The organism is Streptomyces sp. NBC_00885 (genome assembly GCF_045207475.1).
Taxonomy (GTDB): Bacteria; Actinomycetota; Actinomycetes; order Streptomycetales; family Streptomycetaceae; genus Streptomyces.
This window is the reverse complement of sequence record NZ_CP108796.1, coordinates 3,046,306-3,059,781: the sequence shown is the minus strand read 5'-3', so window position 1 is coordinate 3,059,781 and position 13,476 is coordinate 3,046,306. Positions and strand designations below refer to the sequence as shown.

Annotated in this window: 12 protein-coding genes; 5 read left to right on the top strand and 7 right to left on the bottom strand. The window is 70.4% G+C overall.

The window, feature by feature from the left end; genetic code table 11:
* The first annotated feature begins 44 nt into the window (after positions 1-44).
* Positions 45-674 (top strand): alpha-ketoglutarate-dependent dioxygenase AlkB, encoded by a 630-nt coding sequence (locus OHA61_RS13450; protein WP_406303256.1) that lies wholly within the window; start codon positions 45-47, stop codon positions 672-674.
* A gap of 3 nt (positions 675-677) precedes the next feature.
* Here the strand turns inward: OHA61_RS13450 and OHA61_RS13445 are convergent, their stop codons facing one another.
* Entirely contained in the window at positions 678-2,282 is a 1,605-nt protein-coding gene (locus tag OHA61_RS13445) for an amidohydrolase family protein (RefSeq protein ID WP_406303255.1), read from the bottom strand.
* 8 nt (positions 2,283-2,290) lie between these two features.
* The gene (locus tag OHA61_RS13440; protein WP_406303254.1) at positions 2,291-3,571 is read right to left on the bottom strand and encodes an amino acid deaminase; all 1,281 of its coding nucleotides are present in this window, start codon (positions 3,569-3,571) and stop codon (positions 2,291-2,293) included.
* 146 nt (positions 3,572-3,717) lie between these two features.
* Between OHA61_RS13440 and OHA61_RS13435 the strand changes: the two genes are divergently transcribed.
* The 4 genes from OHA61_RS13435 (at position 3,718) to OHA61_RS13420 (ending at position 7,555) form a co-directional block, all read left to right on the top strand.
* The gene (locus OHA61_RS13435) at positions 3,718-4,788 is read left to right on the top strand and encodes a sugar kinase (RefSeq protein WP_406307344.1); all 1,071 of its coding nucleotides are present in this window, start codon (positions 3,718-3,720) and stop codon (positions 4,786-4,788) included.
* A complete protein-coding gene (locus OHA61_RS13430) occupies positions 4,785-5,564 on the top strand; it encodes an IclR family transcriptional regulator (protein WP_406303253.1) in 780 nt (259 codons plus the stop codon). The genes OHA61_RS13435 and OHA61_RS13430 overlap by 4 nt, the downstream gene beginning before the upstream one ends.
* Positions 5,561-5,971: a RidA family protein gene (locus tag OHA61_RS13425; RefSeq protein ID WP_406303252.1), complete on the top strand. Its 411-nt coding sequence runs from the start codon at positions 5,561-5,563 to the stop codon at positions 5,969-5,971. Before OHA61_RS13430 ends, OHA61_RS13425 begins: the two co-directional genes overlap by 4 nt.
* Before the next feature lie 111 nt (positions 5,972-6,082).
* The gene (locus tag OHA61_RS13420; protein ID WP_361917360.1) at positions 6,083-7,555 is read left to right on the top strand and encodes a gluconate:H+ symporter; all 1,473 of its coding nucleotides are present in this window, start codon (positions 6,083-6,085) and stop codon (positions 7,553-7,555) included.
* 55 nt (positions 7,556-7,610) lie between these two features.
* On the opposite strand, the gene OHA61_RS13415 is transcribed toward OHA61_RS13420, so the two are convergent.
* The 5 genes from OHA61_RS13415 to OHA61_RS13395 all read right to left on the bottom strand — a co-directional run bounded on the left by OHA61_RS13415 (position 7,611) and on the right by OHA61_RS13395 (position 13,460).
* The gene (locus OHA61_RS13415; RefSeq protein WP_406303251.1) at positions 7,611-8,939 is read right to left on the bottom strand and encodes a M14 family metallopeptidase; all 1,329 of its coding nucleotides are present in this window, start codon (positions 8,937-8,939) and stop codon (positions 7,611-7,613) included.
* A gap of 307 nt (positions 8,940-9,246) precedes the next feature.
* Positions 9,247-10,542, bottom strand: a complete 1,296-nt coding sequence (locus OHA61_RS13410; RefSeq protein ID WP_406303250.1) for a PQQ-binding-like beta-propeller repeat protein — start codon at positions 10,540-10,542, stop codon at positions 9,247-9,249.
* 71 nt (positions 10,543-10,613) lie between these two features.
* Positions 10,614-12,239: a chitinase gene (locus tag OHA61_RS13405; protein WP_406307342.1), complete on the bottom strand. Its 1,626-nt coding sequence runs from the start codon at positions 12,237-12,239 to the stop codon at positions 10,614-10,616.
* Between the two features lie 238 nt (positions 12,240-12,477).
* Positions 12,478-12,915 carry a hypothetical protein gene (locus OHA61_RS13400; RefSeq protein WP_406303249.1) on the bottom strand — a complete coding sequence of 146 codons (438 nt, stop codon included), beginning with the start codon at positions 12,913-12,915 and terminating at the stop codon, positions 12,478-12,480.
* Positions 12,912-13,460, bottom strand: a complete 549-nt coding sequence (locus tag OHA61_RS13395; RefSeq protein ID WP_406303248.1) for a hypothetical protein — start codon at positions 13,458-13,460, stop codon at positions 12,912-12,914. The genes OHA61_RS13400 and OHA61_RS13395 overlap by 4 nt, the downstream gene beginning before the upstream one ends.
* Positions 13,461-13,476: the final 16 nt, after the last annotated feature.

Genomic DNA, 13,476 nt, shown 5'->3' with positions numbered 1-13,476 from the left:
ACGAAATCCGTTCGTATGTTCGAATGAAGGGCTACCCTGGAGGTATGGCAGCACACCTCCAGGGTTCGCTCTTCGACCAGACCGACGAGATACGCCTCGGTCCGCTGAAGGACGTCCGGCGGACCGTGCTCGGTGACGGGGCATGGATCGACCTGCTGCCCGGCTGGCTCGGCGGGGCGGACGCCCTCTTCGAGGAGCTGGTCTCCTCGGTGCCGTGGCGCGCAGAGCGGCGGCAGATGTACGAGCACGTGGTGGACGTGCCGCGGCTGCTCGCCCACTACCGCGAGGGCGACCGGCTCCCGCACCCCGTGCTGGACGAGGCCCTCACCGTACTCTCCGCGCACTACGGACCGGAGCTCGGCGAACCGTTCACCACCGCCGGGCTCTGCTACTACCGCGACGGCCGCGACAGCGTCGCCTGGCACGGGGACACCCACGGGCGCGGCTCCCACGAGGACACCATGGTCGCCATAGTGTCCGTCGGCGCCCCGCGCGATCTTGTGCTCCGGCCGCGCAGCGGCGACCGGCTCCCCATGCGCAGGCCGCTCGGGCACGGCGATCTGATCGTGATGGGCGGGTCCTGCCAGCGGACCTGGGAGCATGCCGTGCCGAAGACGGCCCGCTCGGTGGGACCGCGCATCAGCATCCAGTTCCGCCCGCAGGGCGTCGGCTGAGGCTCAGGCGGGCGTCCTGCGCACGGACCGGCCCGCCAGTACGTCCGTACGCGAGCCGTCCTCGATCACGAAACGGCCGTCGATCAGCACATACGGGATGCCGGCCGGCAGCGTACGAGGGGCTTCGAAAGTCGAGCCCGCGGCGACCGTGTCCGGGTCGAACAGCACCAGGTCGGCCCGGTAGCCCTCGCGGACCAGGCCGCGGTCCGGCAGGCGCAGCCGGGCGGCCGGGCGGGAGGTGAGGTGAGCGACGGTCTCCTCCAGGGGGAGGATGCCCAACTCCCGTGCGTACCGGCCGAGATAGTGCGGGAAGGTGCCGTACGCCCGCGGGTGCGGCTTGTGGCCCTGCAGGATGCCGTCGCTGCCGCCGGTGTGTACGCGGTGGCGCATGATCTGCCGGACGTTCTCCTCGTGGCCGACGTGCTGGAGGATCGTCGAGCCGAGACGGTCGTCGATCAGGAGACGGCGGGCGGTTGCCCAGGGAGCCTCGCCCCGGGCCTCGGCGGACTCCTGGACGGTCTTGCCGACGCAGCTCGCAAGCCCCGGGTCGCTCACGCCGGAGATCTCTATGGTGTCCCACTCGATGGGCACACCGTGACAGCCGTCCGAGCCGGTCTCCTCCAGGTGGTGACGGATCCTCTCCGCGCTCTCCTCGTCCTTCAGGCGGGCCAGGACCGCCTCGGGGCCGCCCTCGCCCGCCCAGCTCGGCAGCATCGCGACGAGCGTGGTGCAGCCGGGGGTGTAGGGGTAGGTGTCGAGGCTGATGTCGGCTCCGGCGGCCAGAGCCTTGTCCAGCAGGGCAAGCAGATCGGGCGCCTTGCCCTTGTTCACCCCGAAGTTCATGGTGGCGTGCGCGAGATGGAGGGCGCAGCCGGCCTCGCGGGCGAGGTCCACCATCTCCTCGTAGGCCTGAAGCGCCCCGGCGCCGTACGAGCGGTGGTGCGGGCAGTAGTAGCCGCCGTAGCGCGCCACCACCCGGCACAGCTCGGTCAGTTCGGCGCCGTCCGCGTACATGCCCGGTGTGTAGGTCAGGCCCGAGGACATGCCGACCGCGCCCTGTTCGAGGCCCTCGGCGACGAGTTGCTTCATACGGGTCAGCTCGTCGGGGGTCGCCGGGCGGTCGTCCCAGCCCACCGCGTACATCCGGACGGTGCCCTGCGGGACGAGATACGCGGCGTTGACCGCGATGCCCCGGTCCAGGCGGTCCAGATACTCGCCCACCGTACGCCAGTCGAAGTCGACGGAGGTGTCACCGGGCGCACCGCCGTTCCAGCCGGTGATGGCCTTGCGGACCTCGGTGAGCGTCGTGTCGTCGACGGGGGCGTAGGAGAGTCCGTCCTGGCCGAGGACTTCGAGGGTGACGCCCTGCGCGGCCTTCGCCTCGTGCGCCGGGTCGCGCAGCAGGGCGAGATCGCTGTGCGCGTGCATGTCGATGAAGCCGGGGGACAGGGCGAGTCCGTGCGCGTCGAGGGTGCGCGCGGCGGACAGCGCCCGGTCGCCCTCGCGGCGTATGGCACCGATACGTCCGCCGTCCAGGCCGACATCGGCGCGGTACGAGGGTCCGCCGGAGCCGTCGATGACGCGGACGCCGCGGATGACGAGGTCCATGGGCCCTCTCAGAAGAAGGTGCGGATGTAGTCGGTGACGGTGCCGTCGGCCTCGACCAGCGGGATCAGCTGCCACTTGTCGAAGGAAGTGCACGGGTGGGACAGGCCCATGCCGACCCAGTCACCGACCTCCAGGTCCGCCTCCGGGCTGGTGCGCAGCCAGCCGTGCTGGTCGGACAGGCCGCTCACGGTGATACCGGCGGCCTGGCGGATCTCGCCGGTGCGGGCCTTGCGGACGACCTGGGCCTCGGGGAGGTCGAGGTCGTACGCGGCGTCCCGCTTGCCCGCGTTGACGAAGGCCTGCTCCGGTGTCGGGCGGGAGACGACCTGGGCCCAGAGACGGAAGGCGGGCTGGAGGGCGCCCTCCTCGGGGACGCGGTTGAAGGGGGTGAGATGGCGGTAGTGGCCGTCGTCGTGCGAGACGTACGCGCCCGAGCGGAGCAACTTCAGTACGGGGAGCGAGAGTTCGGGGATCTCGGTGAAGACGTCGGCGACCGCGTCGAACCAGGCGCTGCCGCCCGCGCTGACGACGATCTCGTCGGCTCCCTCGAAGCGGCCGGCCTTGTCGAAATCGGTGGCGAGTGCGGTGAGACGGCGCAGCCAGGCGTGTACGCGGTCGTCGTCGGCCTGGGGGACCTCGCCCTCGTAGCCCGCGACCCCGACGAGGCGCAGGGTCCGCGCGGCTGCCACGGCATCGGCGACGGCGGCGCAGTCTGCTTCCGTACGGGCTCCGGTGCGGGCGCCCTCGCCGGCGCCGAGTTCGACGACGACGTCCAGGGGGCGGGAGATGCCCTGGAGCGCCTCGTCCATCAGCTCCACGCCGCGTACGGAGTCGACGTAGCAGATGAAGCGGAAACCGGGGTCGGCGTCCAGCTCGTGCGCGAGCCAGCGCAGGGCCGCCGGGTCGACGACCTCATTGGCGAGGAAGATCCGCTGGATGCCGTAGGCGCGGTAGACGCGGGCCTGGTGGGGGACGGCGGCGGTGATGCCCCAGGCGCCGTACGCGAGCTGGCGGTCGAAGAGCTGGGGGGACATGGAGGTCTTGCCGTGCGGGGCGAAGGCGAGGCCGTGGCGCTCGGAGTAGGTCTCCAGAAGAGCGAGGTTGTGCTCGACGGACTCGGCGGAGAGGGCGAGAACGGGGGTGGTGAAGCCGCCGGTGAAGAGGTTGCGGCGCTCGGCGGCGAGGGCGCCGACGGTGAGGTGGGCGGCTTCCGCGTCCGGGGGGAGTGCCTTGAAGCGGTGGTCGGCGGGTTCGTCGGCGAGTCGTCCGACAGTGGTGTCGCCTGCCATGGGTCCTCCCTGGGTGACGGTGTTGCAATATATGCAACGACCATTGCGCATCTCGCTTATGGCTGTCTAACATCCGAGCCAACGCCCGGTCAATGGTGTGCCCGACGGCCAACTCATGAGGAGTCTGAGGGATCGTGACCCCCGACGTGCCCGGACCCGTGGCCCCCGGCTCGGTGGACCCGGGCCCCGTGGACATCGTCTGCCTCGGCGAGTCCATGGTCACGTTTCTGCCCACGGCGCCGGGCCGCCTCGCCGATGTGCCGTCCTTCGTACGCGGCATCGGCGGAGCCGAGTCCAATGTGGCGTGCTCTCTCGCGGCGTCCGGCCACAGCGCGAAGTGGGTCGGCCGGGTGGGCGCGGACGGCTTCGGCGGGTACCTTCTCGCGGCGATGGCGTCGTACGGCGTCGACACGTCGGCGGTGCAGCGGGATCCGCTGCGGCCGACGGGGGTCTACTTCCGTACGGCGGGCGACCGCGCGTCGGACGCTCACGAAGTCCTCTACTACCGGGCGGGGTCCGCGGCGTCCGCGATGTCGCCGTCGACCGTGCGCTACGAGGACGTGTGGGCGGGGCGGATCCTGCATCTGTCCGGGATCACGGCGGCGCTGTCGGCGGACTGTCTTGCGCTGATGCGTGACCTGACGGCGCGGCGCGCGGGGCGTCCGCTGGTCTCGTTCGACGTCAACTACCGTCCCGGCCTGTGGGACGCGCACGCCGGTGCGTGTGTGCTGCTCGATCTCGCGCGGGGCGCGGACATCGTCTTCGTCGGCGAGGACGAGGCGGAGGCGGCGTGGGGGGTGCGGGGCGCGGACGCGATCCGGGCGGCGCTGCCGGAGCCGGAGGTGGTCGTGGTGAAGCGGGGCGGGGAGGGCGCGGTGGCGTCCTCAAACGCCGGACGGACTGAACAATCGCCCGCGCCCCGCGTCGAGGTCGTCGCGCACGTCGGCGCCGGGGACGCCTTCGCCGCCGGTTTTCTCTCCGCCACCCTCCGCGGGCTCCCCGTACGCGACCGGCTGCGGCACGGGCATCTCATGGCCGCCGCCACCCTCACCGTCGCCGGGGACCTCGCCACCCCGCCCCCGCGCGCGTGTGCCGACCGGCTTGTCGCACTCGACGACCGTGACTGGGGGAGACTGCGACTCGGCCCCGGCTGGACCGCGGCCGCCGAGCAGGGACCGCAGGACTCGCAGTACCCGCAGGAGGTACGTATCCCATGAGCCAGACCGTCGACCGCGCGCTGAGCATCCTCCCCTTGCTCGCCCAGGGACCCGCCGACCTCGGACAGGTCGCCGAACGCCTCGGCGTGCACAAGTCCACCGCCCTGCGGCTGCTGCGTACGCTCCACGAGCACGGACTCGTCTACCGCCAGGAGGACCAGCGCTACCGCCTCGGCGCCCGCCTCTTCGCCCTCGCCCAGGAAGCCGTCGAGAACCTCGACGTACGCGAGATCGCCCACCCCCATCTCGTCTCCCTCAACGAGCAGATCGGGCACACCGTCCACCTCGCCGTGTACGAGGACGGCGAGGTCCTCTACATCGACAAGGTCGAGAGCCGCTATCCCGTCCGGATGTACTCGCGGATCGGCAAGCCCGTCGCGATCACCGTCGCCGCGGTGGCGAAACTGCTCCTCGCCGACCTTCCCGAGCCCGAGCGCCGCACCCTCGCGGAGAAGCTCGACTACCCCATGTACACATCCCGTTCGATCCCGAACGCCGCCGCGTTCCTCAAGGAGCTCGCCGTCGTACGCGAACAGGGATGGGCCTGCGACCTCGGAGGCCACGAGGAGTCCATCAACTGCATCGGGGCCTCCATCCGAGGTGCGGACAAGCGTGTCGTCGCCGCCATGTCGGTCTCGGCGCCGAATGTCGTCGTCACCGCAGAGGAACTCCTCACCCTTCTCCCGCTGGTGCGCCGCACCGCCGACGCCATCAGCCGGGAGTACTCAGGTGCTGCGCCCGACTCAACAACCGTCCCACCCGAGGAGGCTCCATGAGTGAGAAGACCGCGATCACCCCCGCCACCCACACCGCCCCGCCCGCGAAGTTCTCCCACGGCGTCAGGAAGGGCAACATCCTCCAGGTCGCAGGGCAGGTCGGCTTCCTGCCCGCCGTCGAGGGGCAGGCGCCCACCCCCGCGGGCCCGACCCTGCGTGAACAGACCCTTCAGACCCTCGCCAACGTCAAGGCGGTCCTCGAAGAGGGCGGCGCGAGCTGGGACGACGTGATGATGATGCGCGTCTACCTGACGGACACGGCGCACTTCGCCGAGATGAACGAGATCTACAACGCGTACTTCGCCGAGCAGGACCTCAAGGCCCCCGCCTCCGCCCGTACGACGGTGTACGTCGGCCTGCCCGCCGGCCTCCTCATCGAGATCGACGCCCTGGCCGTCCTCGGCTGAATCCGCCAACGAACTTCGGCTGATCTTGTCCAACCCCCCACTGCACGGGGCGGCGCTCTTCCCCCAAGCGCCGTCCCGCGGTCCTCCCTTGCCGAAAACAGGAGAACTCCCATGCTGATCGCGGCTGACGCACCCCCACCACCCCCGCCCCACACCGGAGGACTCCTCCTCCTCGTCGACGGCACCGCCGGTCTGCTGACCGTCGCCGCCCTCGGTATCGCGCTGCTCCTCTTCCTCATCATCAAGGTCAGGCTGCAGCCGTTCGTCGCGCTGCTCGCCGTCTCCATAGCCGTCGGCCTCGCCGCGGGACTCTCCGTCACCGAACTCTTCGGCACCGTCCAGAAGTCCACCGCGGTCTCGGTCATCGAGTCCGGCATGGGCGGCATCCTCGGGCACGTGGCGATCATCATCGGTCTCGGCACCATGCTCGGCGCGATACTCGAAGTGTCCGGCGGCGCCGAGGTGCTGAGCTCCCGTCTGCTGCAGCTCTTCGGCGAGAAGCGCGCCCCGCTCGCCATGGGCCTCACCGGCCTGATCTTCGGCATACCCGTCTTCTTCGACGTCGGCGTCTTCGTCCTCGCGCCGATCGTCTACGCGGCCGCCAAGCGCTCCGGCAGGTCCATCCTCTTGTACGCGATGCCCCTGCTGGCCGGTCTGTCGATGGCCCACGCCTTCCTGCCGCCGCACCCCGGCCCGGTCGCCGCCGCCGGTCTGCTCCATGTCTCGCTCGGCTGGGTCATCCTGATGGGCGCAGCCGTCGGCCTCCCGGCGGTCCTCGCCGCCTGGGGGTACGCCGCCTGGATCGGCAACCGCCTCTTCGTCGAGGTTCCGCAGGACATGGTGGATGCCGGGGAAGAGGCGAAGGCCGCCGTCGTCGCCGAGCAGACGGCCGCGGGCCGCACCCCGCAGGAGCACCCGGTCTCCCTCGGCACGGTCCTCACCATCATCGGTACGCCGCTGGTCCTGATCCTCGCCGCCACCTTCTCGTCCATCGCGCTGGATCCCTCGACCGCCCGCTCGGTCGTCGAGTTCTTCGGCAGCCCCTTCGTCGCCCTCACGATCGCGCTGCTGATGGCGTACTACCTGCTGGGCCTGCGCCGCGGCTGGTCCCGCAAGTCCCTGGGGAGCGTGTCGACCTCCTCGCTCAAGCCCGTCGGCAACATCCTGCTCGTCGTCGGCGCGGGCGGCATCTTCGGAGCCGTACTGAAGGCCAGCGGCGTCGCCCAGGCGCTCTCCGACGCCTTCAACGACATCGGCCTGCCCGTCATCGTGCTCGCCTATCTCATCGCGCTGGTACTGCGCGTCGCGCAGGGTTCGGCGACGGTCGCGATCGTCACCACGGCAGGCATCGTGCTGCCGCTCGTCGAGAACGGCCACCACTCGCAGGCATTCCTGGCGCTGGTCATCATGGCGATCTCGGCCGGCTCGATCTTCGCCTCGCACGTCAACGACGGGGGCTTTTGGATCGTGGCGAAATACTTCGGGATCTCGGAGCGCGACACGCTGAAGTCCTGGACCGTCCTGGAGTCGGTCCTGTCGCTCGCGGGCTTCGCCGTCACGGCCGCGCTCAGTCTGGCGCTGTAGCGGTACGGACACGAAAGGGCGCCCCGGACTCCCCGGGGCGCCCCTCGGTCGCGTATCAACTCGTGCAGTACTGCTGCTCCTTGCCGATCGAGCGGTACATGCAGTCGGAGTTCTCCAGCAGCTGCAGCACCGCGTCCCGGTTGCGGCTCGTCTCGCGTTCGATCACCTCGTCGGGCGGGTAGAAGCCGCCGCCGCCCGAGGACGGATACATCTCGAACGTGTAGCTGAAGATCTTCTGGCTGCCCCACAGCCAGTCGTCGATCGTGCCGTCCGTGATGTACAGATCGCTGGACTGCTCGGGCGTGTAGCCGTTGCTCGCTGCCATCTTCTTGCCGACGGCGGCATGCGCGTCCCGGTCGTCCTGGGTGAGCCCGGGCCCGGTGTCGCTGTAGGTGTAGCCGTACGGCCAGAGCACCAGCTCGCTGTACGTGTGGAAGTCGATGCCGGCCTTGATCTGCTGCTTGCCGCCTACGATCCGGCTGCGTACGAAATCGGAGACGACCTTGACCTCGGGCGCAGACTCGGCGGCCGAGCCACGGTAGGTGTCGGACGACTTGCTGCCGGAGGAACCGCCGCAGCAGCCCCACTTGTAGGCCCAGTTGCGGTTGAGGTCGGTACCGACGTACGAGGAACCGGAGTTGGGCTGGCGGTTCTTGCGCCAGCTGCGGTACGAGCCGGTGGCGATGTCGTACTCGCCGCCGTCCGGGTTGAGGTCGGGCACGATCCAGATCTCGCGGCCGTTGACGGCGTTGGTGATCCGCGAGTCGCTGCCGTAGCCCGCGCCGAGTTCGCGCACCAGATACAGCGCCATCTCGACGGTGAGGTGCTCGCGCGCGTGCTGATGGTGCGTGAAGAGCACTTCGGGCTCGGCCTCGTCGGTGCCGACATTGTCGCTGATCTTGATGGCGACGATGTCCCTGCCCTGGTACGACTTGCCGATGACGCGCTTGCTCATGATCGACGGATACTGCGCGACGCGCTGGTTGAGCTCGGTGCTCATCTCGGCGTAGTTGTGGTACTTGGAGTCGGCCCCGGGGAAGTCCATCGGACGGACGGCCGTCCCGTCGCGGCGGTCGGGGACTTTGCCGACGTCCCGCAGCTTGTAGCCGAGGGACTTGAGCTTCGCGGCCTCCGTCGGGTCGGCGGAGACGATCACCACATTGCCGTCGGAGTCGTCGATGGTCACGCCCGTCCTGGCGAGCGCCGTGCGGGTGACCTTGTCGGCGTGGATGTCGATTTCGTACTGGCGGATGTCCTCGTCCGTCGAGACGGGGGGCGGCGCCGATGCGGTGGCGGTGCCGTTCGCGGTAATTGGCGCGGCAAGTGCCACTGCCAGCAGGGCGGCGAGGGCCGCGGCCCTTTTGCCGCGGATGCGAAGTCGCATGCTGTCTCCTGGGTGTGGAGGTGGGGGGTTGATCAGTTGCGACGCATGTCGTGCGGGTGTGTGCGCACATGGTGAGGCCCTGGCATGACCCGGTCAAGGGGTGAACTTCGGCCAAACGAGTGGGGTGGCCGGCTCGGCCAGGGCGCGTGGGACACCGTTCATCTTGCACACCCGCGCGGCGGGTTCGCGGTAGCGGCACGGGGCAGCGGGGGGACGTTCGTTGCCCCCGCGGCAGGCGCAAAGGTGCTGTGTGTCAAGCAGATCGCCGACCAGCCGTGGTCGGAGTTCTTCTGAGACCGGGCCGGTTCTAGACGCGTACGGCCCGGACGCCCTCGGTGTTCGGGCCGTAGAGCACTCCGTCCCGCACCACCGGGTCGTCGGCCGGCGCCCCGTCGCACGCGAGCCGCCACCGCGGCTCGCCGGTGGCGATGTCGTACGCCCACCAGGCGGTGTCATGGCCGACGAGGGCGAGGCGCCCGGCCGGGACCGGAAGTGTCCACGACGGCTGTTCGCGGTTCCGGCGCCACAGTGTCCTGCCCGTCCGGGCGGAGTGGGCGAGGACATAGCCGGGGCGGTCGTCCCCCAGTTGCCTGCCGTCCTCGCCGTGGTAGCTGTCGCCGGACGAGAGCAGGATCGTGCCGCCGTACGGAACGACCTCGTCCCGCGCGTACGGTGCCGTCGTCGCCGTCCAGGTCCGGCGGCCGTCGGCGGCGCTGTGCGCGTGCAGCCGGCCGCGGCCGTCGTGGAGGTAGACGGCCCTGCCGTCCGGGGCGGCGCTGATCGTGCCGTCCAGGGCCGGGACGTCCCACCGCGGGGCGCCGCCGGTCGCGTCGTAGGCGTACAGGCGGGTGTTGCCCTTGGGGCCCGCGACAAGATGGACGGTGTCGGGCCCCAGCGCGAAGGCCGGGGCCCCGGCGCCCCGGGCGCCCGGCACGCGCCAGCGTTCGCGGCCCGTCGCGGGATCGCAGGCCGCCACGCCGTCCGGCGTGCTCCGGAAGAGAACGCCACGCTCCGGGTCGGGCGTGAAGAGCCAGGACATGTCCGTGCGCCACAGGACCCGGCCGCTTGCCGTGTCGATGCCGCACAGCACTCCCGGCTCCAGCACCCGGCCGTCCTCGTCGCTCCGCGCGCGCAGCTGTACGCACAGCACACTGCCGAGCACGAACGGCCGGTCGGGCTCGCCCTCCTGAACCAGCGGCCCGGCCCGCCACAGCCGCTTGCCGTCGGACGCGCGGTAGGCGTGGACAAGGCCGTCCTGGCTGACCCGGAAGACCGTGCCGCCCGCCACCGCGACCATGTCGGGTTCGGTGCCGGTCGAGTTGCCGCCCTTCGCGCTCCAGCGGGTGTCGCCGGTCCTGGCGTCCAGGGCGTACAGCAGATCGGGTCCGGTGGTGGGGACATAGACCGTGCCGCCGTCGACCGTGAGCCCGCCGTAGACGCTGCCGTCGAAGGTCCAGGCCGCGTCCCGCTTCCTCGGCCCGGCCTCCTCATCCGCGGTGCACGCGCCGGCGAGGGCGCCCGCGCCCGCCAGGCCGAGCACTCCCAGGGAGCCGCGCAGCACGGTGCGGCGGCTGATACCCGATACGTCCCCCGTCGCGTTCACGGACGCAACGTACAACAACGCACAGCAGCGCCACCGGGGGAGCGGCGGCGCTGCTGCCTGAGGGGTGTTGGTTACGGGAGGCCGTGCACGTGCGGGCCGACCGCGTTCGACCAGGCGTTGCCGGACTTCGCGTCCCAGTTGGTGGACCAGGTCATCGCGCCGCGCAGCGACGGGTAGGTCTTCGACGGCTTGAACGATCCGCAGTTCGTGCCCCGGGCGAGGCAGTCCAGCGCGTTGTTCACGATCGTCGGCGACACATAGCCGCTGCCCGCGCCGCTGGTCGAAGCGGGCAGACCGAGCCCGACCTGGGCCGGGGTGAGGCCGCCCTCCAGCTGGATGCAGGCGAGCGCGGTGAGGAAGTCGACCGAGCCCTGCGAGTAGACCTTGCCGTCGCAGCCGAGCATGGAACCGCTGTTGTAGTACTGCATGTTGACGACGGTCAGGATGTCCTTGATGTTGAGCGCCGTCTTGAAGTACTCGTTCGACGTCGACTGCATGTCGATGGTCTGCGGCGCCATCGTGATGACGAGCTTGGAGCCCGCCTTCGAGGAGAGCGACCTGAGCGCCTGGGTCATATAGGTGGAGTTGAGGCCGTTCTCCAGGTCGATGTCGACGCCGTCGAAGCCGTATGTCTGCATCATCGAGTAGACGGAGTTGGCGAAGTTCGTCGCCGAGGCGGAGTCATTGATGGTGACGGTGCCGTTCTGGCCGCCGATCGAGATGATCACGGACTTGCCGGCCGCCTGCTTGGCCTTGATGTCGGCCTTGAACTGGTCGACGGTGTAGCCGCCGAGCCCGGCCGAGTCGAGATTGAAGGTGACACCCCCGGGTGTGCCGGTCGCGTCGGCGAAGGAGACCGCGATGATGTCGTAGTTGGCGGGCACATCGCTGATCTTCTGGACGGTGGCGCCGTTGTTGAAGTTCTGCCAGTAGCCGGTCACCGCGTGCTTGGGCACCGTGCCGCCTCCGCCGCCGCCCGATGCGGAAGTGGTGCCGGTCACCGCCGCGGACTTCGCGGACTCACCGGCCGCGTTGGTCGCGGTCACCTGGAACTGGTACGAGGTGGAGGCACTCAGCCCCGTCGCGGTCGCCGAGGCGCCGCCGGCCGACTGCACCTTGGTGCCGTTCTGGTAGAGGTTGTAACCCGTCGCGCCCGTCACCGCGTTCCAGGACAGTGCCACGGAGGACGAGGTCACGGAGCCCACCGCGAGGCCGGCCGGGGTCGCGGGCACGACCGGATCGGGGTCGCCGCCACCGCCGCCGTCCGGGCCGAAGACGCTCACATCGTCGGCGTAATAGGGGGCCTGCCCGTACCAGCCGTGCGTGTAGACCGTCACGGAGGTGGTGCTCGCGCCGGTCGTGAAGGTGGTGGACAGCTGCTTCCAGCCGGCCGAGTCCGGCGTCCAGGTGGACACGTCCGTCGTGCCGGTCCCGCTTGCGCCGAGGTAGGTGTAGGCGCCCTGCACCCACGCGCTGAGCGTGTAGGCCGAGCTGGGCTTCACCGCCACGGTCTGGGTGCACTTGGCGTTGTCCTGCCCGGCGGGAGTCCCCTTGAGCGCGAAGGCGCCGCCGTGGACGGGCGAGGAGACATTGCTCCCGCTGCCCGCGGAACAGGTCCAGTTGGCGAGCCCGGACTCGAAGCTGGCGTTCTTGGCGACATTGACGTCGGCGGCCTGCGCGGTCCCCGTGATGCCCATGAGGGTGAGACCGGTCCCGACAGCGAGTGCGAGCACGGTGCCGAGCCATCTTCGGGAGGGGCGTCTCCGAGAGCGTGAGGTGCGGTCCACTTGCTGCCTCCGGTGGGGGAGTTGGGGGTGTGGAGGGGTTACGGAACGGTGGCCACCGCTGGGCGTACAAGCTGGTCCAGACCAATCGGGTTGTCAAGACCTGTGGCAGCGATTCGTATACACACCCCCGTGCCGCACGGCCACGCGCTCAGGTCTCCTCCTGCAGCCGGTCCGCGGCATACCCCGCAACGCACCCCACCACCAGCACCGCGTTGGACAGCAGCACCCCCTCCGCCGCCAACTCCCGCCACTGCACGGCCATGTTGAGCGCCTGCGCCACGACCGGCACCGCGAACATCGCCGTCAGATGCCCCGGCAGCGACTCCCGGAACGGCTCACGGTGGATCCGCGCAGCCGCCCAGGCGGCCAGCGCGACACAGAGCGCGTTCGGGAGATGGATCAGCAGCAGCCGGCCGCCGAAACTCTCCGTGCGCGCTCCCGTCGCCAGCAGCTCGTAGACGAGCGTGGCCTGCAGATACTCGCTGAAGAGGAGGACGACGACACCGGCCGCCCAGGCCCGTACGAGCGCGAGCAGCGCCGCTCCGCGCCGCTCGGGGTGCGCCCTCTGGTAGCCGTATCGCGTCATCGCTTCATGACCGTGATCGAGTCGATGATCCGCTTCAGATCGCCGTCCGCGAGCCGCCCTTCGGCCGCGTCGATCCGTACCGCGTACGCCGTGTCCCGCGCGTCCAGACCGGCCACGATCACACCCCTGATCCGCGTCCCCTGCTGCGTGAACTCGAAGTCGACGCGGCGCGCCTCCTCCTCGCCCTTCGGCCCCCTGACCCGGATCTCCCGCTGCCCCTGGAGCTTCGAACCCAGCGCGATGCCCGCCTCCGCGGCGATCGCGGCCTCCTCGGCGGAGTCGGCCTCGGTGAAGTCCAGCTGAACGGTCATCATGCCGACGGCCCTGCCGCCCGCGGTGAGGGTGGCCGCGGCCGCGTTGTGCTTGCTGCGCCGGGCGTCGCTCTGCGGTACAAACGCGGGCGGATGGGCGACGGTGACGGCGGGCGTGCGCAGTGTGCCCCACCCTTCGGGCGCCTGCCCGGCCGTGTCCGTACCGCATCCGGCGGCCAGCAGGACGGCCGCTGTCAGCCAGGCGCCGGCCCTGGGGGGTGTCTTCCTCTTCACCGTGGATCCTCCCTCG